The organism is Butyricimonas sp., from assembly GCF_019423355.1.
In the GTDB taxonomy this organism is placed as follows: Bacteria; Bacteroidota; Bacteroidia; order Bacteroidales; family Marinifilaceae; genus Butyricimonas; species Butyricimonas faecihominis.
The window spans coordinates 124,267-145,131 of the sequence record NZ_JAHZBP010000008.1; the positions used below are offsets into that span (position 1 = coordinate 124,267).

Sequence of the window (20,865 nt, forward strand, 5' to 3'; positions counted from 1 at the left end):
TACAAGCAACAAGTTCCAACGCAGACGTGAAACAGATGACCAAAAGTAAGGAAAAGAAGGATATAATCCGCCAGACAGATAATTTTTTGCATAAAATTTCGTGGAGCCCCTTTTGGTATCAAAAAAAAAATTAATTTTGCACGTTGACAAGCGATACGTCTAGGAATAAGAAAAGTAAATAACAAAAAACATATAAACATGTCAAAAGAGAAACAGAAACGTGCGGATGGCTTTGAACAAATTGAAGAAGCCACGATTTCGACCGAACAATTTATCGAGAAAAATCAAAAATTATTGGTAAGAGGTGTACTCGTTATTATCATCGTGGTAGGTGCAATCTTGGGATATTACAGATTCTACAAGGCCCCGATGGAACAAGAAGCGCTGAAACAAATGTTTGTTGCCGAGAACCTTTTTGAAAAAGATTCCTTCAATATGGCTCTTAACGGTGATGGAAACGCCCCCGGTTTCTTGGAGATCATTGACAAATACAGCTCTACTCCCAGCGGAAACTTAGCTAACTATTACGCGGGAATCTGCTATTTACACTTGGGAGACAACCAAAATGCCATCAAACACTTGGAAAAATTTTCTTCTGATGATGTAATTTTCTCCAGTATGGTAACGGCAAATTTGGGTGACGCTTATATGCAGTTAGGCGATTTCAAAAAAGCTTCCAGCTATTATCAAAAAGCAACTACCGGAACGACCAATATGGCTACAACCCCGGTGATCATGATGAAAGCCGGACTTGCTTTCGAAAAAGCAAACGACTACAAAAGTGCGTTGAACATGTACGAAAGATTGGAAAAAGAATTCCCCGCTTCATACGAAGCCCGTGACATCGAAAAGTACATCACTCGTGCCAAATTGAACATGAAATAAGAATTCTGAATTACTGATATAAAGCTATCCTATGAAGGATAGCTTTTTTTATGTCCATTTCTTATTTCCCAACCGATTTTCCGCTTTCCCATATTTCAAGTAACTCGCATATATATTACTGGTAAGTTGCACCGGTGTCTCGTTAATATATCAATCAAACATCAGTAAAAACACGACAAAGAATCAACTGTAAACATCGATAACCTTTCGTTAACCTTTCGTTGACCTATCGTTAACCTCTTACCGAAACTATAGTGAGACTATAGCGAAAGTACGGAGCATCACAGGAACATTTCCGACAAACTTTCAGGTTAAAAAATAACCCCGCCTCAACGAGACGGGGTCACCATTATATGGTCTTAATTACTTTTCGAACAATTTGCCGAAATCGTCCATGGATATTTCTTGTTCTTCCAGTTTCACGCCCTCCTTAATAACACTGAAAATCTTATTTTCCAATGCACGGTCGTAAAGACTGGCACGTTGTTTCTCATTCTCAAGCAAACGAACGGCAAAACCATCCAATTGCTCGTCAGATAAACCGTACAATCCGTATTGTTGTAATTGAGCGGCGGCAACTTCACGCCCAACAGCCTTCATATCTTCGTCTTCAACTTTTATGCTATTTTCCTTGATCATATCCCCCTTGATCAATTGCCATTTGAATTCATCCCGGTAAGAATCGAAATCTTTATCGACAGCCTCTTGGGTCAATTCTTTATTGGTAGCCAACATCCAGCGTTTCAAGAATGTCTCCGGAAGAACCACATCCTCGTTTTTCTTCAACATCTTGTCACGAGCGTCTACCGTCAAACGGTACTCGCTATGAGCTTTGAACTGTTTAGCCAAGTCGTCTTTCACGCGGGCACGGAACTCCTCAACGCTCTTCACATTACCTTCCCCGTAAACTTTATCAAATAAAGCCTGATTTACTTCTGCCTCAACGTAACGTTTGATCTCGCTGATGATAAAACAGAAATCAGAAGTAATATGCTCGGCTTCTTCCTTGCTTACTTGTAACAAAGCGGCATAATCCGTTTTATTCGGATAAGCTTTTGACGGATTGAAAATCACCTCGTTTCCAGCCTGCTTACCGGTAAAAATTTTCACCTGCTCTTCATCCTTCATGTGTTCAACAGATAAAGAGGCATCCTCAACATGAATTCCGCCTTCTTTTGGTTTTCCATCTTCTCCCAACTCGATCAACTCCCCCTTCACGTACTCTGATCCCTCAATCGTGTCAACCGGAGTCAATTCGCCATTACTCTTGCAGATGCTTTCAATCTGTTTGTCTATCATTTCATCATCCACCTTGATGATGTAATAAGGAACTTTCTCTCTTTTGCTTAACTTCACGTTCATCGCAGGAGACAAAGCAATATCATAAACGAACTCGAAACTTTCCTCGTCCAGATTCAACTCTTTCTGTTCCGTCTCACTCGGAAGTGGTTCACCCAAGATATTCAAATCGTTCTCTTGGATATAATTAGACAAACTCTCTCCGATCAACTTGTTGATCTCCTCAATCAAAACGGCTTTACCGTACATTTTCTTGATAATCCCGAAAGGGGTCTTTCCTTTCCGGAAACCATCAATCACCGCTCTCTTCTGGTAATCTTTCAACGCGTCGCTCACGCGAGTTGCGTAATCATCCTTATCCAATTGAATCTTAATGGTTGCATTAAGATCGTCGATTTGGTTCTTTGTTACATTCATACTTCTCTATGATAATACAATAATTGATAAAACAAACAAAAAGGCCACCTCATTGTAAGGCGGCCATCTCTTCAAGTGCGGGCGAAGGGACTCGAACCCCCACGCCTTGCGGCACTAGATCCTAAGTCTAGTGCGTCTACCAGTTTCGCCACGCCCGCTTGCTATTTTGACGGTGCAAATATATTGCTTTTTCGTGAAAAGCAAAACGATTTGACCGTTTTTTTATTTTTTCCTGCGTAATTCAAAGTTTTTTCCCAGATAAACCCTTCTAACTTCCGGATCATTAGCCAAATCCTCCGCAGAGCCGGATTGTAAAATCCGTCCGTCATACAACAAATAAGCCCGGTCGGTGATACATAATGTCTCCTGCACGTTGTGATCCGTGATCAGAATCCCGATATTTTTCTCTTTCAACTTGATCACGATACTCTGGATATCCTCCACGGCAATCGGGTCCACACCGGCAAAAGGTTCGTCCAACAGGATAAATTTCGGGGCAATCGACAAAGCCCGCGCTATCTCCGTACGCCGACGCTCACCTCCCGATAATTGAATTCCCTTGCTCTTGCGAATATGCTGTAAACCGAACTCATCCAACATCTCCTCCAAGCGGTGACGCTGGTAATCCTTCGGTAAATTACTCATCTCCAAAACGGCCTTAATATTATCCTCCACGCTCAACTGCCGGAACACGGAAGCTTCCTGGGCAAGATACCCCACTCCAAGCTGGGCACGACGATACACGGGTTCTGTCGTGATCTCCGTGTCATCCAAGAAAATACGTCCCCCGTTCGGTTTAATCAATCCCACTATCATATAAAATGACGTGGTCTTTCCTGCCCCATTCGGTCCCAATAACCCGACGATCTCCCCTTGTTCCACGTTCACGGAAACTCCTTTTACCACCGTACGGCTCTTGTATTTTTTTACTAAGTCCTCAGCTCTTAATTTCATATCTTACTATTTTACCGCGCTAAGATAGTCTTTTACAATTGAAAATTGAAAATTGAAAATTGAAAAATATCAGAAATTTAGATGTAACGAGAAATTGATAGCGAAATTATCCACATCCTGCCCCGAACGGTCCCCGCGATGCGTTAACCGCCAGATGGCATCTACCCGAATAAAACGGAAAATATTCTCAATACCGACTCCGGCTTCTATATAAGGCTTTGACACGGAAGACATCCCTTCCGGGAATCGGAAAATAGCATCCGTGTTGGGCAGACTACCGTTATTCTTATCCGACAACGTACCCCACAAAGCCTTCACGGTTGCCACCTCTCGCCATTTCAGCCGTTTCATCAACGGAATCTTGCTCAGGAAAAATCCTTTAAAATGATGTTCCCAGAACACAGCCCCCCATAGATCGGATGCGAACTCGTAGAAATTCATACAAGAGAAAGCGTAAGGATCATAAAAATAGGTGGCATTCCCCTCGTGTAACTTCAACAACGGATAAGGAACCTTGTTAAATATCTTTCCCCCGGATAACATAATATCACTGTACCCTAACGGGGCTATATTAAAATCATGTTTCACGGACAATTCCAGACGGTAATACTCGTAATCCCCGTTCAATATATCCTTCAACCCAGCAACCACGTCAATTCCCACGATCGGGAAATCCGACCCCATGGAAACTTTATCAAAGGTCTGCCGCACGACAATCTCGTTCCTAGACAAACGTGTTCCCAAACGGAACTGGGTGGTATGAATCTGATCCACGACCTCCCCGTTTGGACGGACAAAATCAACGTATTTAGTGGGGAACATCTGGCGGTATTCCAAAGCAAAAGAATTCGAAAATCCCTGCCACCACTCCTTTTCGTAACGTACATCAAATGAATTAATCAACGTCAGCTTATCATTGTTCCCTCTAGAAAATATAGAACTCAATATATTACCCGTGGTAAAAGCATTCTCACTGGCTCCCAGCTGGAACACATCATGCCGACCACTAATCGTAAACTTCGATGTCGGTTGATTATTAAAGATATATTCAACAGTTCCGCCTCCTTTAAATTCACCATCTTTCGTGCTATACGCCCCGTATCCGGTAAGCCGTACATGCTTGCTAAAATCACTCGTAGTTTTGACTCCCAACTGGAAACGACATCCCTCCAGCTTATTAAAGCTCATCAATTTATAATAAGGTCCGAAACCGATGTATTTCGTGTTATAATATCCCAGCAGGGCTGTTCGGATAATATCATATATATTTTTATATAGTGGAACATTCTTAATCGAGTCCACCATATTATATATATTCTGCTCTTTTTCACTTAACTCGTAAGGACGTACCGACTGCCAGTAATTTTCATCATTTTGGAGTACATCCTTATTAATGATCACGTCATTATCCAACTTCTGTATTTCGGTAGGAATATCCTCGTTTACCCGCACGTTAGAGTAGTCAATCTGGCGATGTCCCATAAACGAGATTAACTTGGACGAATCCTTCATCTGCACGGTAAAATCTGCTAATATCTTGTCCTGTTTTAAAAACCAAGTGGTATCGTTTATCAACTCGTTCGTGTTCTCGATAGCCAAATCCCGGATCCAGTTCACGTTCAACCCTTTCGCCATTCTCAACCGGGCAGATTCCAACGCCCATGTCGTCGAGTCAATATTTACCTCCCCGTCAAATACCGGGGTTGACTTTCCTTTAGGGTGAAAACGGATCTTGTATATCTTTCGCCCCTCCTTCTGAACACTATCCACCAGAAAATACTTGTAATACATCAACCCGTGTTCACTCAACGGGCTGGCGAAATTCACCTCGAATATATTAATGTAATTATCATACAAGTTGACATTCACATGCAGATGCCCAGTGAACTGGGCCAGACTGTAATCCTCCTCGATACCCGAAATCCGGCTCGCTTTCACGATCTCTCTTGACAATTTAGGAGAACGACGATAGTAATAATCCGCTGAAGCCTCGGAAATCATCACGGGTAAATAGGCCTTTCCCGTGATGGCCGAAGTGTCCATGTACTGGAAAATAAATCCGAAATTTTTCTGTAACTTCTTATTTTTAAACTCCGGTTTCATGTTCGCAATATCCAGTTCCATCTTCGTATAAGTGGTATAACTGTACGATTCCTTCTCGGCCGGGTTATTTTTTTTCTTATTCTTTGAAATATTCCGCAAGATCGCATGAGCCGGATTCTCTCCGGGTTTTACCTTCACCTCGTCCAAATGAGTCACGATCGGTACCAGTTTAAAATCAATCGTGTTGAAAGCTCCTTTCTTGACAGCTACGGTCTGGCGTTCATAAGAGACAAAAGATGCCATAATTTCGCTGACCTCCTCCCGTGTCTCAATATCATAATTCCCATCGAAATCAGTCGTGACCCCAATCGTGGTACCCACAAACACGATACTCACCAATGGCATCGGTTCCCCCGTTTCTGCATCCACTACTTTCCCTCTAACCTTCGTTGTCTGCGCCTCTGCAACAGACACCCACGCCAATAACAACAAGACAAAACACAACTTCAAATATTTCATTACAAAAAAATTTACGATTTCAGATTCACGATTTCAGATCAGGAACAACCACTCAAGATGAAGATAATACCCCATCATAAATCATCAATCACAAATCATACATTAAACCACTCCTTCACGCAATATGTCGTGTATGTGTACCATTCCTTTGTAATGACGATCTTTATCAACAACAACCAGTTGAGTGATACTATTCTGTTCCATCATCCGGTAGGCATTATACGCCAGTTCGTCCTCCGATATTGTCTTGGGAGATTTTGACATGACATCCTTTGCCGTCAACCCGTCCACATCATCATATTTTTCCATCATCCGCCGCAAGTCACCATCCGTAATAATTCCTTCCAAACGTTCCTCCCCATCCACAATAGCCACCGCTCCCAAACGTCCTTTCGACATGGCCAAGATCACGGGGCGGATTCCCGCTTCTCTCGTAATACAAGGCCGATTCGTTCCATCATAAACATCCGACACTCGCGTGTACAAACGCTTTCCTAAACTTCCGCCCGGATGGAATCTCGCAAAATCCCTACTTGAGAAACTGCGACACTCTACCAAACACATTGCTAATGCATCTCCCAGCACTAACTGTGCCGTAGTTGAATTTGTCGGGGCTAAATTTAAAGGACAAGCCTCTTTTTCCACTTTCGCTTTCAGCACATAAAGCGAGTTCTTAGCCAGAAAAGAGTCCGTATTTGACACCATTGCCACGATATTATTATTTCCGTTATTCCGTATCAACGGGATCAAAACTTTTATTTCCGGAGTGTTCCCACTCTTAGAAACACAAATTACCACATCCTCTTCCCGAATCATTCCCAAATCACCATGAATAGCATCCGCGGCGTGCATGAACACAGCCGGAGTTCCGGTGGAATTCATCGTTGCCACGATTTTTGTCGCGATAATTGCACTTTTTCCAATACCAGTGATAATCACCCGCCCCTTATTTTCATAAATTAATCTAACGACCGCCTCAAAATCATCATCTATGTAGTTTATCAAATTTTGAATAGCTACTGTCTCATCTTGAATCACTTTGCGCGCAACCGATTTTATATCTACCATGACTATCTAATTATAAATATTCATTCAAAAGTCATCCTTAAAGCAAAAAAAGAAAAAAACTATTGCACTTATCATTTTTTGCTATAACTTTACTAGGGACAAAAGTATCATTTTTTATGATAGCTCAAAAACGAGTGATGATAGATTTATTATAGAAGATTTTGTTTGTAGAAACAAATTAAGTTATAAATTTGCGCACCCGTGCAAAAATGGGGTGTGTGAAAATTAAAAAAACAATGGGATTGCAAATAGATTTACATGCTAAATTAAAAGAGTATTTCGGCTTTGATAACTTCAAAGGGAACCAGGAGCAAATTATAAAGAACGTCCTCGCCGGAAACAACACATTCGTGTTGATGCCAACGGGGGGAGGGAAATCTTTATGTTATCAGTTACCAGCCTTAATACTTGACGGAACAGCAATAGTGATATCACCGCTAATTGCTTTAATGAAAAACCAGGTTGATGCAATGCGCTCGTTCAGCGCATCGGAGGGAGTTGCCCACTTCATGAATTCGTCTCTTAGCAAAAGTGATATTCTAAAAGTGAAAGAAGACGTGTTGAGTGGTAAAACAAAACTATTATATGTAGCCCCAGAGTCACTGACCAAAGAAAGTAATATTGAATTCTTACGAAAAGTACGCATCTCCTTCTTCGCGGTGGACGAAGCACACTGTATTTCAGAATGGGGACACGATTTCCGTACCGAATATCGCAAGATCAGACCAATCGTGGAGCAAATCGGGAAAGCACCGATTATCGCTTTGACGGCAACCGCTACCCCGAAAGTCCAACACGATATTCAGAAAAACCTGGATATGCTGGATGCCCAAGTGTTCAAGTCTTCCTTTAACCGTTCCAACCTCTATTACGAGGTTCGTCCGAAGGTAGACCCGACAAAAGATATTATCAAATTCATTAAAAACAATGAAGGCAAATCAGGTATTATCTACTGTCTGAGCCGTAAAAAAGTGGAAGAACTCACGGAAGTCCTTTGCGTGAACGGAATCAAAGCTGCCTCCTACCACGCCGGGATGGATGCCTCGGCCCGTAGTGCCAATCAAGACAAATTCCTAATGGAAGAAGTCAATGTCATCGTGGCAACAATCGCTTTTGGTATGGGTATTGACAAACCGGACGTACGATTCGTCATCCATTATGATATTCCGAAAAGTCTTGAGGGATATTACCAGGAGACCGGAAGAGCCGGACGGGACGGAGGTGAAGGATATTGCTTGACATTTTACAGCTACAAAGACATCCAAAAACTGGAAAAGTTCATGCAGGGTAAACCGATTGCCGAACAGGAAATTGGGAAACAACTTCTCATGGAAACCGTTTCCTACGCGGAAACTTCCCTTTGCCGCAGAAAAGTACTGTTACACTACTTCGGTGAAAACTATGATGAAGAAAATTGCGGGGCCTGTGACAACTGCCTGTTCCCGAAGAAAGAATTCGAAGGAAAAGAATACTTGATCGATGCCTTAAATGCCATCCTTGAAGTAAAAGAGAAATTCAAGGTGGACCATATGGTAAATATTCTTCTCGGGGAAACCGATTCCATGATAAAATCGTATCATCATGATGAACTGGAATCTTTTGGTGTCGGTTCTGAAAAGAACGCACAGTTCTGGAATATGGTATTCAGACGCGCTTTAATTGCTAATTATATAGAAAAAGATATTGAACAATACGGGGTCATAAAATTAACTGAAAAGGGCCACGAATTTTTAAAAGAACCTAAAGACTTTATGCTGATGGAAGATCATAATTTTGAAGAATCAGAAGAGAAACTTCAGGAAAAAGGGGGAGTATCAGCACTCGACAACACCTTATTTGCGATCCTGAAAGATTTACGGAAAAAGATTGCCAAGAAGAACAATCTGCCACCGTACGTGATTTTCCAAGATCCGTCCCTAGAGGATATGTGTACCAATTACCCGATCACGTTGGAAGAACTGGCCAACATTCAAGGTGTAGGCACAGGGAAAGCTCAAAAATACGGACAGGAATTCGTAGAGGTAATCAAACAATACGTTGAAGACAACGAGATCGAAAGAGCGCAAGACTTGGTGGTTAAAACCGTTGCCAACAAATCGAAATTCAAAGTATATATCATTCAAAATATTGACCGCCAAATTGATTTGGAAGACATCGCCTCTGCAGAAGGCCTTACCTTCGAAGAACTGATCAAAGAAATGGAAGCCATCGTTTTCTCCGGAACCAAACTTAACATTGATTACTACATCAACCAAATTCTGGATGAAGAACAACAACAAGAGATCATGGACTACTTCATGGAAGCCAAGAGCGACAATATTGGAGATGCCTATGATGAATTCGAAGGCGACTACTCTGAAGAAGATCTTCGTCTGATGCGACTGAAACTACACTCCAAACATGGAAATTAAATAAAAAGCGACTTAAGGTCGCTTTTTTTATTCCATCCGATCAATCATCACATCCGGCAAATGCTGTATAAACTGGAATAGCAAAGTTTCATCTCCAGTCTTATGGGTTCGAATAACCATCGTCACCCGGTAAGTAGTCATATCTCCCAACTTGGACGACTCGGTAGAATAAGAACTGATCGTATGCTTTTTACGCTTTATCTCATCGGTAACCTCCTTGATTACCTCTTGACTTGTTGTCGTAAATATTAACAATACATTTCTCTGGCTAATCTTTTGGAAAATATATCCTAAACCTTCCAACCCCAACAAAGTCAACAACATCGCACTGATTCCCAGCCAATATTGTCCGGCTCCAACTGCAAGTCCAATGGCAGAAGTAGCCCATATCCCGGCAGCCGTGGTCAATCCTCTCACAAATAACTTCTGGATAATAATAGTCCCCGCTCCCAAAAAACCGATACCACTCACCACTTGAGCCGCAATACGACTCGGGTCAAGACCGATCCCCGTATCCCCAAGAATATCCCAAAACCCATATTTTGACACGATCATAAAAAGCGCACTACCTAAGGCCACCAGAAAATGAGTCCTAAATCCCGCCTCCTTCGCCCGGTATTCACGATCCAAACCTATGATGGCCCCTAAAACTCCGGCCACTAATAACCTAAAGAAAAAATCCCATGTCATCATATCCGTATCTATTTTACTCTATTCTTATCTTCACACAAAGATAAACCAATCTACGCAAAATTGCGTATGAAAGATACAATACGATTGAAAAACTTCATTAACCCAACAACAAGACATGACATTGTTACTCGTAATCCTATTCATTAGCGGCTACATTCTGATCGCCCTCGAACATCAGACCGGAATCAGTAAAAGTGCCATAGCACTCCTTCTAGGAATACTATTATGGACTTTCATCCCACATACTGACAATGAAATTATTAACCACCTTGGAGATACCGCCGAAATTTTATTCTACCTGCTCGGGGCCATGACAATCGTGGAATGGATTGACACCCATAACGGATTCACCTTGATCACGAACCATATCACCACACGCAATAAACGAAAATTATTGTGGATCATTGCCTTGATTACTTTTATCATGTCTTCTGTACTCGACAACTTAACCACAGCCATTGTCATGATCATGTTACTTCGCCGCCTAGTTAACGAGCAACAAGAACGATGGATATTCGGAAGTATCGTTATTATTGCCGCAAACGCAGGTGGAGCATGGACCCCAATAGGAGACGTTACCACGATTATGCTTTGGATTAATGACAACATAACCTCTCTGAATGTTATCCGCCACCTGTTCCTTCCAAGCCTGATTTCATTAATTGTTCCATTGGTCATCATGACTTTCCGGTTACAAGGAGAAACACAGCCTCAACAAGCAACAAACACGAACACAACCTTAGCCATCAGTCGTGGAGAACAAATGACAATCCTAAGCATCGGTATTGCCAGCCTCCTATTCGTTCCTGTTTTTAAAGAATTCACGAATCTCCCCCCATTCATGGGGATCATGCTAGCCTTAGGAGCCGTGTGGACATACACGGAAATTCTCTATAATCGAAAAAGGAACCTTTCTCCGGAAAAGATACACCGGATTCCATCCATACTTACAAAAGTTGATTACAGCACCCTCCTATTCTTCTTGGGAATCCTTATGGCTGTCGCTGCCTTACAAATAGCAGGCATACTTGACCAAATGTCCACGTTCTTAAATGACAAAATTCACAACGTTTACCTAATAAACATGATCATAGGTTTTCTTTCCTCCGTGATCGATAATGTTCCACTTGTCGCTGCCGCCATGGGGATGTACCCCTTGACTCACACAAGCGGTACCTTATCACCATACCTCATGAATTTCACGACGGATGGAACATTCTGGGAACTCCTTGCATATTGTTCGGGAATCGGTGGCAGCATCCTAATCATTGGTTCTGCAGCCGGAGTCGTCGTTATGGGCATGGAACGCATCAATTTCATGTGGTACATGAAACACATCACCTGGATTGCAATCCTCGGTTATCTGGCCGGAATCGGTGTATATTACCTACAATCTCTTGTATAAAGAAAAAAGACCGTCCTGCCCAAACAGCAATACGGTCTTTCTATTTTATCGAGATATTCTTTACTCCATATAACGAATAATCGTTTGTTCTCGATCCGGTCCCACAGATACAATCTTGATCGGTACCCCGGTCTCCTCTTCCAAGAAAGCCAAATAATTATTGAACTCTTCCGGAAATTCATCTTCTGAAGTCATTTTTGTCATATCACATTTCCAACCCGGTAACTCGGTATAGATCGGTTTTACCCCTTCCGTAATGTCATACGGGAAATAATCTACCTCTTCTCCATTCACCTCGTAAGCAACACAAGCTGAAATCGTGTCAAAAGTATCCAGCACGTCACTCTTCATCATGATCAACTGGGTTACCCCATTAATCATGATAGCATATTTCAACGCCACCAAATCTACCCATCCACAACGACGTTTACGACCAGTTACAGCTCCAAACTCATGGCCCAACTCACAAAGTTTTTCACCCGTTTCGTTTTCCAGTTCCGTTGGGAATGGTCCGCTACCTACGCGGGTACAATATGCTTTAAAGATGCCATAAACCTCCCCGATACGATGAGGAGCAACACCCAATCCCGTACAAGCCCCCGCACAAACCGTGTTGGAAGAAGTTACGAAAGGATAAGAACCAAAATCTATATCCAGCATGGTACCCTGAGCCCCTTCGGCCAAAATGGATTTTTCATCATCCAGCAATCGGTTAATCTCATGTTCACTATCCACCAACTCGAATTGTTTCAGATATTCGATTCCTTCCAACCACTCTTTCTCCGCTACCGTTAAATCGTAAGCAAAGTTTAAACTTTTCAATATCTGTTCGTGACGAGCCTTCGCCTTCTCATATTTTATATCGAAATCATGTAGAATATCACCTACACGAACACCGTTTCTACTAATTTTATCCGTGTATGTCGGTCCGATCCCTTTTCCGGTAGTCCCCACTTTAGCATCCCCCTTGGCAGCCTCGTAAGCAGCATCAAGAAATCGATGGGTCGGCAGAATCAGATGTGCCTTTTTGGATATATGAAGTCTTTTTTTCAAATCATGACCAGACGCCGCCAATGCTTCTGCTTCCGCTTTAAACAAAGCAGGATCGATCACGACACCATTACCGATGATATTGACTTTATCTCCTTGAAAAATTCCGGATGGAATGGAACGAAGTACATATTTCTGACCTTCGAATTCAAGCGTGTGCCCTGCATTAGGCCCTCCTTGAAAACGAGCCACGACATCATAGTTCGGGGTTAACACGTCAACTACTTTTCCCTTACCTTCATCTCCCCACTGTAATCCCAACAATACATCTACTTTCATCTGATACTATATTTTTATGAAACAAACGTGCAAAATTAATATTTATTTCTTACCTGCCAACTTACAATCGCTGCAAATACCATAAATATAAAGCATATGATGATGAACGGTAAAATCATACTTTTCTTCCACGTGTTCGACGATTTCCTCCAATCGTGAATCAGCGAATTCCTCCACTTTCCCGCACACCTTACATACAATATGTTCGTGTTTCCGGTTATTGTATGCTCGTTCGAATTGAGCAATATTATTCCCGAACTGATGTTTGATCACCAACTTACATTCCAACAACAAATCAATCGTATTGTACAATGTTGCACGACTAACCCTGTAATTTTTATTCTTCATAAACACGTACAGGGATTCTATATCAAAGTGTCCGGAATGAGAATAAATCTCATCTAAAATAGCGTATCTCTCTGGCGTCTTGCGATGCCCTTTCTGCTGCAGGTAAGTGGTAAAAATCTCTTTTACCGTCTCCTTTATTTTTTCCATTGAGTCCAAAGCTAATTCTATTTACAACATCGCTAAGTTACAATAATTATCCGAAGTTCTATCTTTATTTAGACAAAATTTAATTTAGACATCTAAATTCTCTACCCGGGAAACGTTCTCCACTCCCTTCAAAGATGCGATCTTCATCATTAAATTATTCAAGTCTGCCGTGTTATGCACGTACAGATGGATCATTCCCTCGAAAATCCCATCCTTGGTTTCAAAATGCACCGTTCTCATGTTCACGTTACTCTCTTTTGATATAATCATCGTAATATCACTCACGATTCCGATGCTATCAATACCGTTTAATTTGATCACAGCAAGGAAAGACATGATCTTGTGACTGACCCATTTCACGGGAACAATTTTGTCCCCATAACTGGACATCAATCGGATTGCCTCCGGGCATTTCCGTTTATGCACAGTAATTTTATCCCCATCAATCTTCATGCCAACAACATCGTCACCCGGGATAGGGTTACAGCACGGAGCAATGATAAAATCAGAAGCATCATCGGTAATATCATTAATTACTTTCCCCTTTTCTTCTTCTTTCTCTTTATCCGGCACGGGCTTATCCTTGTCGCTCTTGAAGAACTGGAGTTTCCAATACTTGACAAATTTATTTTCTGACTTCTTCTTTAAGGCTTTACGCACCTCCTCTATGTCCAAATGTCCTTTAGCAAGACTCACGTATAGATCATCTTTATGCTGCAACTTCAAATGTAATAAAGCCTTATTCAGATTTTCCGCCCCGAAAGGCAATTTCATATCTTCCAGCAATTTTTCAAACATGGTAGTTCCGATACGGATTTGCTCTTTTTTCTCTCTCCGGAAAACCATAAGTATATTATTCCGAGCCTTAGCAGTAACGATAAAATCAAGCCAATCACTCTGTGGTTTCTGTTTATCGCTGGTCAGCACCTCAACTTGGTCGCCACTCTGTAACCGATGGCTCATCGGAACCAGTTTGTGATTCACCTTCCCACCAATACATGAATTCCCAATCTCTGTGTGAATATCATAAGCAAAGTCCAAAACGGAAGCTCCTTTCGGAAGTGTTCTCATCTCCCCTTTCGGGGTAAACACCCGGATCTCCTTGGCAAAAAGATTAAGTTTAAATTCGTCTAGAAATTCCAACGCATCAGTTCCCGGTTGCTCCAACATCTCCTTGATACCCGCCAACCATTTGTCCACCTCATTACTCGCTTCGGCATTATCCCCCTTGTATTTCCAGTGTGCAGCCAAACCCTTCTCGGCAATCTCATCCATTCGACGCGAACGAATCTGTACCTCTATCCACTTTCCCCCGGGCCCCATGACGGTAAGATGTAACGCCTCGTAACCATTAGCCTTCGGAACACTTACCCAATCCCGGATTCTCTCCGGCTTCGGGCTATACATATCGGTAATTAAAGAGTAAATATTCCAGCATTGCCATTTTTCCGGCTGATTATCCTTTGGATCGAACACGATCCTCACGGCAAGCAAATCATATATCTCTTCAAAAGAAATGTGCCTACGCTGCATCTTGGACCACACAGAATAGACACTCTTCGTTCGTGCTGTTATATCATAATGGTACCCACTCTCAGTTAAACGCTCCCGAATCGGAGCAATAAATTGCTGATACAAACCGGTATGTTCATCCCGGTAATCATGAATTCGTTTCTCCAGTTCCTGGTATTCAACCGGATTCTCGTACTTCAGACTCAAATCCTCTAACTCCGTCTTGATCGCATGTAATCCCATACGATGTGCCAAGGGGGCATATATATATAGTGTTTCACTCGCTATCTTCACTTGCTTATGCTCCGGCATGGAATCAAGCGTGCGCATATTATGCAAACGGTCAGCAATCTTGATCAAAATTACCCGTACATCATCTGCCAGCGTCAGAATCATCTTACGAAAACTCTCGGCCTGCTTGGTCGTGTTAGACCCCATAACCTCGCTAATTTTCGTCAACCCGTCAACGAGGGAAGCTATTTTAGGACCAAAAAGATTGGCAATATCCTCCACCGTGTAATCGGTATCTTCCACCACATCATGCAGGAGTGCGGCTACAGCCGATTTTGTACCCAATCCGATCTCCTTTACCGCAATCTTCGCCACAGCCAAAGGATGCAATATATAAGGTTCCCCCGATTTACGTCTAACTCCCTGATGAGCTTCCCGGGCAAATTCAAATGCCCTGCGAATCATTTTCACGCTCTCCTCAGTCGTCCCCTTTCGCAAAGATTTTATCAAATCATCGAAAGCCGTTTCAATCATTTCCTGCTCGTCCATAACCTAAAACAATTTTAAATTTTAGATTTCAAATTTTAGATAGAAGAAGACAGCGATTCCATTCATTCTAAATTCTAAACTTTAAATTCTAAATTATTGAATCTCTATTTTTACAGTTCTACATGCCGGGAAGTCACTTCCGCCTGCATAAATAGTGCTGCCATCTTATCAAACATTCCACCTTTCTCCGTGGTCAAGAATTCAATCTGCCCCCTCCGGGAAAGTTCCCGCTCCATCTCCGGATGCCGACACAAATAGTCTTTCAAACTTCGTGCAACAATTTCACCCTGCTGGATGACGGTTATCCCTTCCGGAATAAAGCGGTCAATAACACTTCTCAACAACGGATAATGCGTACAAGCCAACACGAGAGTGTCAATCTGCGGATCAGCTTGCAAAATTGTATCTATATACTTCTGTACAAAGAAAGCCGCCCCCGGAGAATTCATCTCGTTATTCTCCACGATCGGAACCCACATGGGACAAGCCTGCTGCGTGACCAGAAATCCCTTCTCCGAATGAATTTTGGCAATCTCCAACAAATATGACTCCGACGCCACGGTTCCCGAAGTTGCCAAGATACCGATATGCCCATTCCCGGTAAAATCCGCCACAGCCTCTACACTGGGACGAATAACCCCTAACACTCTCCGTTGAGGATCTATCCGGGGCAAATCGACTTGCTGTATCGTTCGTAATGCTTTCGCCGAGGCCGTGTTACATGCCAAAATAACTAGCTTACACCCCATCCCGAACAACTTTAAAACGGCCTCTCGCGTATACTTGTAAACAACATCAAAAGAACGAGTTCCATAAGGTGTACGAGCATTATCTCCCAAGTAAATATAATCATACTCAGGCATCTCTTTTACAATATCTTTCAATATCGTCAATCCCCCATATCCGGAATCAAACACCCCAATCGGACAAGACATATGTCTATTATATTAAATTTATAGCTGCTAATATACCTTTTATTCCCAAAGAATGCAAAAAAAAAGCCGCCCAAAGGGCGACTTTATTTCATTATATATATAAATTATTGAATACCTAATTTTTTCTTTACCAGCGGTAACACATCCTCGCTATTATCAGCCATATACAATAATGCACCTTGACCAAAATTAGGAGTTGCAGCAAAAATATAAGTGAAACCACCTTCTTTACCTACGGCTTGAACTGCATTTTGAATTTTAGTAATAATTGGAGCTAACAAATCTTCCTGTGTTTTAGCCATTTGTTCTTGAGCTAATTGTTGGAAGTTCTGAATTCTTTCTGCCAATCCTTGAATTTCTTGTTCTTTAGCTGTACGGCTTAATTCAGTTAGTGTTTTAGCATTGGCCTGATATTCTTGCATCAATTTCTGATAATTTTCATGCATTGCAGTCAATTCTTTTCTAATCTCTTGCTCCTTAGCTGCTAAATCATCCTGTGCTTTTTTAAATTCCGGCATACTTGTCATCACCTTTTGAACATCAAGATGACCTAACTTAATTGGTTTTGCAGTTTGAGCAGAAGTAGCAAAAGCAGCAAACATAAATGCTACTAAAGCAAATAATTTCAACGTATTCTTCATAATGTTTGTCTTTAAAATGATCTACAAAAGTAATAAAATTAAATTCCTTTTCCTAGCCTACATACATAATGTATGCAAAGAAGCTCAAAATTATTTAGAGATTCAGTGATTTACGATTATGTGATTGTATTAAATCACGAAACCTGCAATCACGAAATCACTCCATTTCTAAAATTCTTGTCCTAACACAAAGTGGAATTGTGAACCACCAGCACCACTACGTCCCGGCACATCGTCAAATCCATATCCCCAGTCAATACCGAGCAAACCAAACATCGGGAGGAATACACGCAAACCGACACCGGCAGAACGGTACAAATTGAAGGGTTCGAAATCTTTCAACTCGTACCAAGAATTACCTGCTTCCAAGAATCCTAAAGCATAAATCGTTGCTGATTGTGCCAAAGAAATCGGGTAACGCAACTCCATCGTGAACTTGGAATACAAGCTTGCATCTGAAGATTTCGGAGCAATAAAAGATGAACCGGCATTAGTCAATGATCCGTTTTCATAACCGCGCAATCCCACGTACTCTCTACCATACAAGCTATATCCTGACATTCCGTCCCCCCCCATCTCGAATCCCTCGAACGGAGATTTTTTGTTCTTATCATAGTAACCCAAGTACCCGTACTGAGCCGAAGCATATAACACTAACGGACGTTTCTCACTACGAGTCAACGGCATGAATACCTTCCCACTGAATTTCCACTTGTGATACTCAATCCATCTATACTTCACTTGATCCTTCTCTGCCTCGAAATGACGATTTGAGAACAAGGAATACGGCGGGGTCAATGTCAATGAGAATGTAAATTCACTACCCATTCTTGTAAACAGAGGGTTGTCAATAGAACTTCTCTTGATAACCGTTGCGATAGACAAGTTATTAGAGTTACCATCACTGAAGATATAATACGGCCAATTCTTCAACTGATAACGCTGGAATGAAATCTCATTATACATCGTAAACCAGTTATCCGGCCAGTTAATTCGTCGTCCTAAGCCCACGCTAAGACCGTAAGTCAACATTAACTGACGAGAGTCGTACATCTGAGAAGTATTACTCATATAATAAGAGTTCCGATAACTACTGGAATATCCCGTTTGCCGAGAGAAATACAATGATACACTCAATGAATTCGGCTTTCTTCCACCTAACCAAGGTTCACGGAAAGACAAACTGAAAGAAGTATAATATTTACCATTCGTCTGAGCCTTCAAACTAAACGTCTGACCATCACCCTGCGGCAGAGGGCGGTAAGAATCCCAATTAAATATATTACGAATAGAGAAGTTCGTGAAGGTCAATCCCACAGAACCGATAATCATACCGGCTCCCCAACCTCCGGAAAGCTCTATTTTATCATTCGCTTTTTCAACTAAACCAAATACGACATCAGCCGTTCCCGCCTCTGCATTCACATTTGCCAAATCGGGTTTAATCTGCTCCGGGTCAAAATGTCCCATATTCGCCAACTCTCTGGCACTTCGTATAATATCCTCACGACTAAATAATTCACCCGGGTAAACATACAACTCCCGACGAATTACATGCTCATGCGTACGATTATTTCCTTTGATAATTACTTTGTTAATCGTCGCTTGAGGGCCTTCAACCACCCGGACTTCCAAGTTAATGGAGTCTTCTCCGGATATAGTCTCCACCGGGACCAACCGGGAGAACAGGTAACCATTATTCTGATATAGATTAGAAACAGCATCATCATCAGATGTCATTCGTTCCTCAAGATATTTACTATTATAAACATCACCTTTTTTGATATTCAACACATCACTCAAAACATCTGAACCATAAATGGTGTTACCCACCCATGTAATATTATTGAAATAGTATTTATTTCCTTCTTGTACATCAATATAAATTTTTACCCGCTTAGGTGAAATCTGTACCACGCTATCTGAAAGGATCACAGCATCCCGGAAACCTTTTTCGTTATACTTATCAACAAGAAGGAATTTATCTTCATCGTAATTTTTTTCTATATAATTAGCCGACTTGAAGAAATTACGAAGAGATTTCTCTTTTGTCTTTTTCATGGCTCCTTTCAGACGCCCATCTTTCATTAACTTGTTTCCGGTAATGATAATCTCGTCAATCTTGATCTTGTTATGTTTTTCCACAATAGCATCCAAGATCACGAAATTACTATGGTCCGGATCATCACGTTGAATAATCCTGATATTCGTGTTATAATATCCCTTTTCTTTCAGATACTTCTCGATCTGCATCTTTAGATTTGACTTCATCAAGTCTGTCACTTGAGCTCCCGGTAACAAATTCATCTTTTCCTTGATTTTATTCTCCTCCGCTTTTTTCAGCCCGACATAATTAATCTTGGAAAGTTTATGACGCTCCTTTATATATAAAGCCAAATAAACTTTATCTCCTTCAACCTTATCGATGGCAATCGATACATCCGAAAAGATTCCATGCCCATACAATCTCTTAATAGCACGAGTGATTGTTTCTCCGGGAATCTGTACTGCCATTCCGATTGACAATCCAGCCATCTGTGCCAAATAGTCCTCATCATAATTCTCCCCTCCCCCAACAGCTCGCACTCCAGCAAGTTCATACGTTTTAGGTGAAGAATAAAAAATATCATATTGTTGTGTCGTATCTGCGACTTGGGCCTTTGCCCCGTAAACACACAGTATAAAGATTAATAAAAGCGTTATTTTTCCTGTCATCTGAGTCACTTTTTTAGTTGCTCTCCGGTTAACCCGAATCGTCTTTCTCTTTTTTGAAAATTACGAATGGCCAAATATAAGTCTTCTTTTTCAAAATCGGGCCAAAATTTATCAAGAAAATATAGTTCAGTATACGCTAATTGCCATAAAAGGAAATTACTAAGCCTACATTCACCACTTGTTCGGATCAATAAATCGGGATCAGGGATTCCCGACGTCGTCAGGTAGGCGGAAAAATCTGCGTCTGTAAATGCCTCGACATCTTCTATTTTGCCATCCCGCACATCTTGAGCGATCCGCTTGGCCGCTGTCAAAATCTCCCATCTTGCCCCATAACTTAATGCCAACACCAGAGTTAACCCGGTATTAGATGCCGTTCTCGCTATTAATCCCTGTAACTTGTTATATACCTCTTCCGGCAAATCCGACAAATTCCCGATAGCCTTCACCCGGACTTGTTTTCTCATCAAATTATCAGTTTCAGCCAAAATAGCGTCCACCATCAACCCCATCAACACGTCTATCTCTTTCTTCGGACGATTCCAGTTCTCTATCGAAAAAGCATATAAAGTCAAATACTTCACCCCGATCTCCCCGGCAGCCTCCATTGCTGTTCTTACCGCATCTACTCCTTTTTTATGACCTTCCCATCTCTCCAAACCGTGACTTTTGGCCCACCTTCCGTTTCCATCCATAATAATTGCCACGTGTTCCGGTATATTCTCTTTATCCATAATTAATTGAAAATTGAAAATTGAAAATTG

The 20,865-nt window shown here is 41.6% G+C and carries 15 protein-coding genes and 1 tRNA gene; 3 read left to right on the top strand and 13 right to left on the bottom strand.

Going from position 1 to position 20,865, the window contains the following annotated elements; all coding sequences use genetic code 11:
- Positions 1–198 precede the first annotated feature (198 nt).
- A complete protein-coding gene (locus QVC79_RS12185) occupies positions 199–885 on the top strand; it encodes a tetratricopeptide repeat protein (protein ID WP_087421725.1) in 687 nt (228 codons plus the stop codon).
- Positions 886–1,248: 363 nt separating this feature from the next.
- On the opposite strand, the gene tig is transcribed toward QVC79_RS12185, so the two are convergent.
- The 5 genes from tig to QVC79_RS12210 form a co-directional block, all read right to left on the bottom strand.
- A complete protein-coding gene (gene tig, locus QVC79_RS12190; RefSeq protein WP_270595036.1) occupies positions 1,249–2,601 on the bottom strand; it encodes a trigger factor in 1,353 nt (450 codons plus the stop codon).
- Positions 2,602–2,677: 76 nt separating this feature from the next.
- Positions 2,678–2,759: transfer RNA gene (locus QVC79_RS12195), tRNA-Leu, on the bottom strand.
- Positions 2,760–2,823: 64 nt separating this feature from the next.
- Positions 2,824–3,555, bottom strand: a complete 732-nt coding sequence (lptB, locus tag QVC79_RS12200; RefSeq protein WP_087421723.1) for an LPS export ABC transporter ATP-binding protein — start codon at positions 3,553–3,555, stop codon at positions 2,824–2,826.
- A 69-nt stretch (positions 3,556–3,624) separates the two neighbouring features.
- Entirely contained in the window at positions 3,625–6,117 is a 2,493-nt protein-coding gene (locus QVC79_RS12205; protein ID WP_270595037.1) for a DUF5686 and carboxypeptidase-like regulatory domain-containing protein, read from the bottom strand.
- Positions 6,118–6,219: 102 nt separating this feature from the next.
- Positions 6,220–7,185: a KpsF/GutQ family sugar-phosphate isomerase gene (locus QVC79_RS12210; protein ID WP_087421721.1), complete on the bottom strand. Its 966-nt coding sequence runs from the start codon at positions 7,183–7,185 to the stop codon at positions 6,220–6,222.
- Between the two features lie 236 nt (positions 7,186–7,421).
- On the opposite strand from QVC79_RS12210, the gene recQ reads away from it, so the two are divergent.
- Positions 7,422–9,596 carry a DNA helicase RecQ gene (gene recQ / locus QVC79_RS12215; protein ID WP_087421904.1) on the top strand — a complete coding sequence of 725 codons (2,175 nt, stop codon included), beginning with the start codon at positions 7,422–7,424 and terminating at the stop codon, positions 9,594–9,596.
- Between the two features lie 27 nt (positions 9,597–9,623).
- Here recQ and QVC79_RS12220 read toward each other — a convergent pair whose 3' ends face one another.
- Positions 9,624–10,286 carry an MgtC/SapB family protein gene (locus QVC79_RS12220; protein WP_270595144.1) on the bottom strand — a complete coding sequence of 221 codons (663 nt, stop codon included), beginning with the start codon at positions 10,284–10,286 and terminating at the stop codon, positions 9,624–9,626.
- A 118-nt stretch (positions 10,287–10,404) separates the two neighbouring features.
- Here QVC79_RS12220 and nhaD point away from each other — a divergent pair, with 118 nt between their 5' ends.
- A complete protein-coding gene (gene nhaD, locus QVC79_RS12225; RefSeq protein ID WP_270595039.1) occupies positions 10,405–11,694 on the top strand; it encodes a sodium:proton antiporter NhaD in 1,290 nt (429 codons plus the stop codon).
- A 60-nt stretch (positions 11,695–11,754) separates the two neighbouring features.
- On the opposite strand, the gene QVC79_RS12230 is transcribed toward nhaD, so the two are convergent.
- The 7 genes from QVC79_RS12230 to uppS all read right to left on the bottom strand — a co-directional run bounded on the left by QVC79_RS12230 (position 11,755) and on the right by uppS (position 20,835).
- Positions 11,755–13,023: an adenylosuccinate synthase gene (locus QVC79_RS12230; RefSeq protein WP_270595041.1), complete on the bottom strand. Its 1,269-nt coding sequence runs from the start codon at positions 13,021–13,023 to the stop codon at positions 11,755–11,757.
- Between the two features lie 42 nt (positions 13,024–13,065).
- Positions 13,066–13,518: a Fur family transcriptional regulator gene (locus QVC79_RS12235; RefSeq protein ID WP_270595043.1), complete on the bottom strand. Its 453-nt coding sequence runs from the start codon at positions 13,516–13,518 to the stop codon at positions 13,066–13,068.
- 84 nt (positions 13,519–13,602) lie between these two features.
- Positions 13,603–15,810, bottom strand: a complete 2,208-nt coding sequence (locus QVC79_RS12240) for a RelA/SpoT family protein (RefSeq protein ID WP_270595045.1) — start codon at positions 15,808–15,810, stop codon at positions 13,603–13,605.
- Between the two features lie 110 nt (positions 15,811–15,920).
- Entirely contained in the window at positions 15,921–16,745 is an 825-nt protein-coding gene (murI, locus tag QVC79_RS12245; RefSeq protein WP_270595046.1) for a glutamate racemase, read from the bottom strand.
- A 104-nt stretch (positions 16,746–16,849) separates the two neighbouring features.
- Entirely contained in the window at positions 16,850–17,386 is a 537-nt protein-coding gene (locus QVC79_RS12250) for an OmpH/Skp family outer membrane protein (protein ID WP_087421714.1), read from the bottom strand.
- Positions 17,387–17,554: 168 nt separating this feature from the next.
- Positions 17,555–20,101 (bottom strand): BamA/OMP85 family outer membrane protein, encoded by a 2,547-nt coding sequence (locus QVC79_RS12255; protein ID WP_270595048.1) that lies wholly within the window; start codon positions 20,099–20,101, stop codon positions 17,555–17,557.
- A 5-nt stretch (positions 20,102–20,106) separates the two neighbouring features.
- On the bottom strand, positions 20,107–20,835 hold the full coding sequence (gene uppS / locus QVC79_RS12260) for an undecaprenyl pyrophosphate synthase (protein ID WP_270595050.1): 729 nt from the start codon (positions 20,833–20,835) through the stop codon (positions 20,107–20,109).
- Positions 20,836–20,865: the final 30 nt, after the last annotated feature.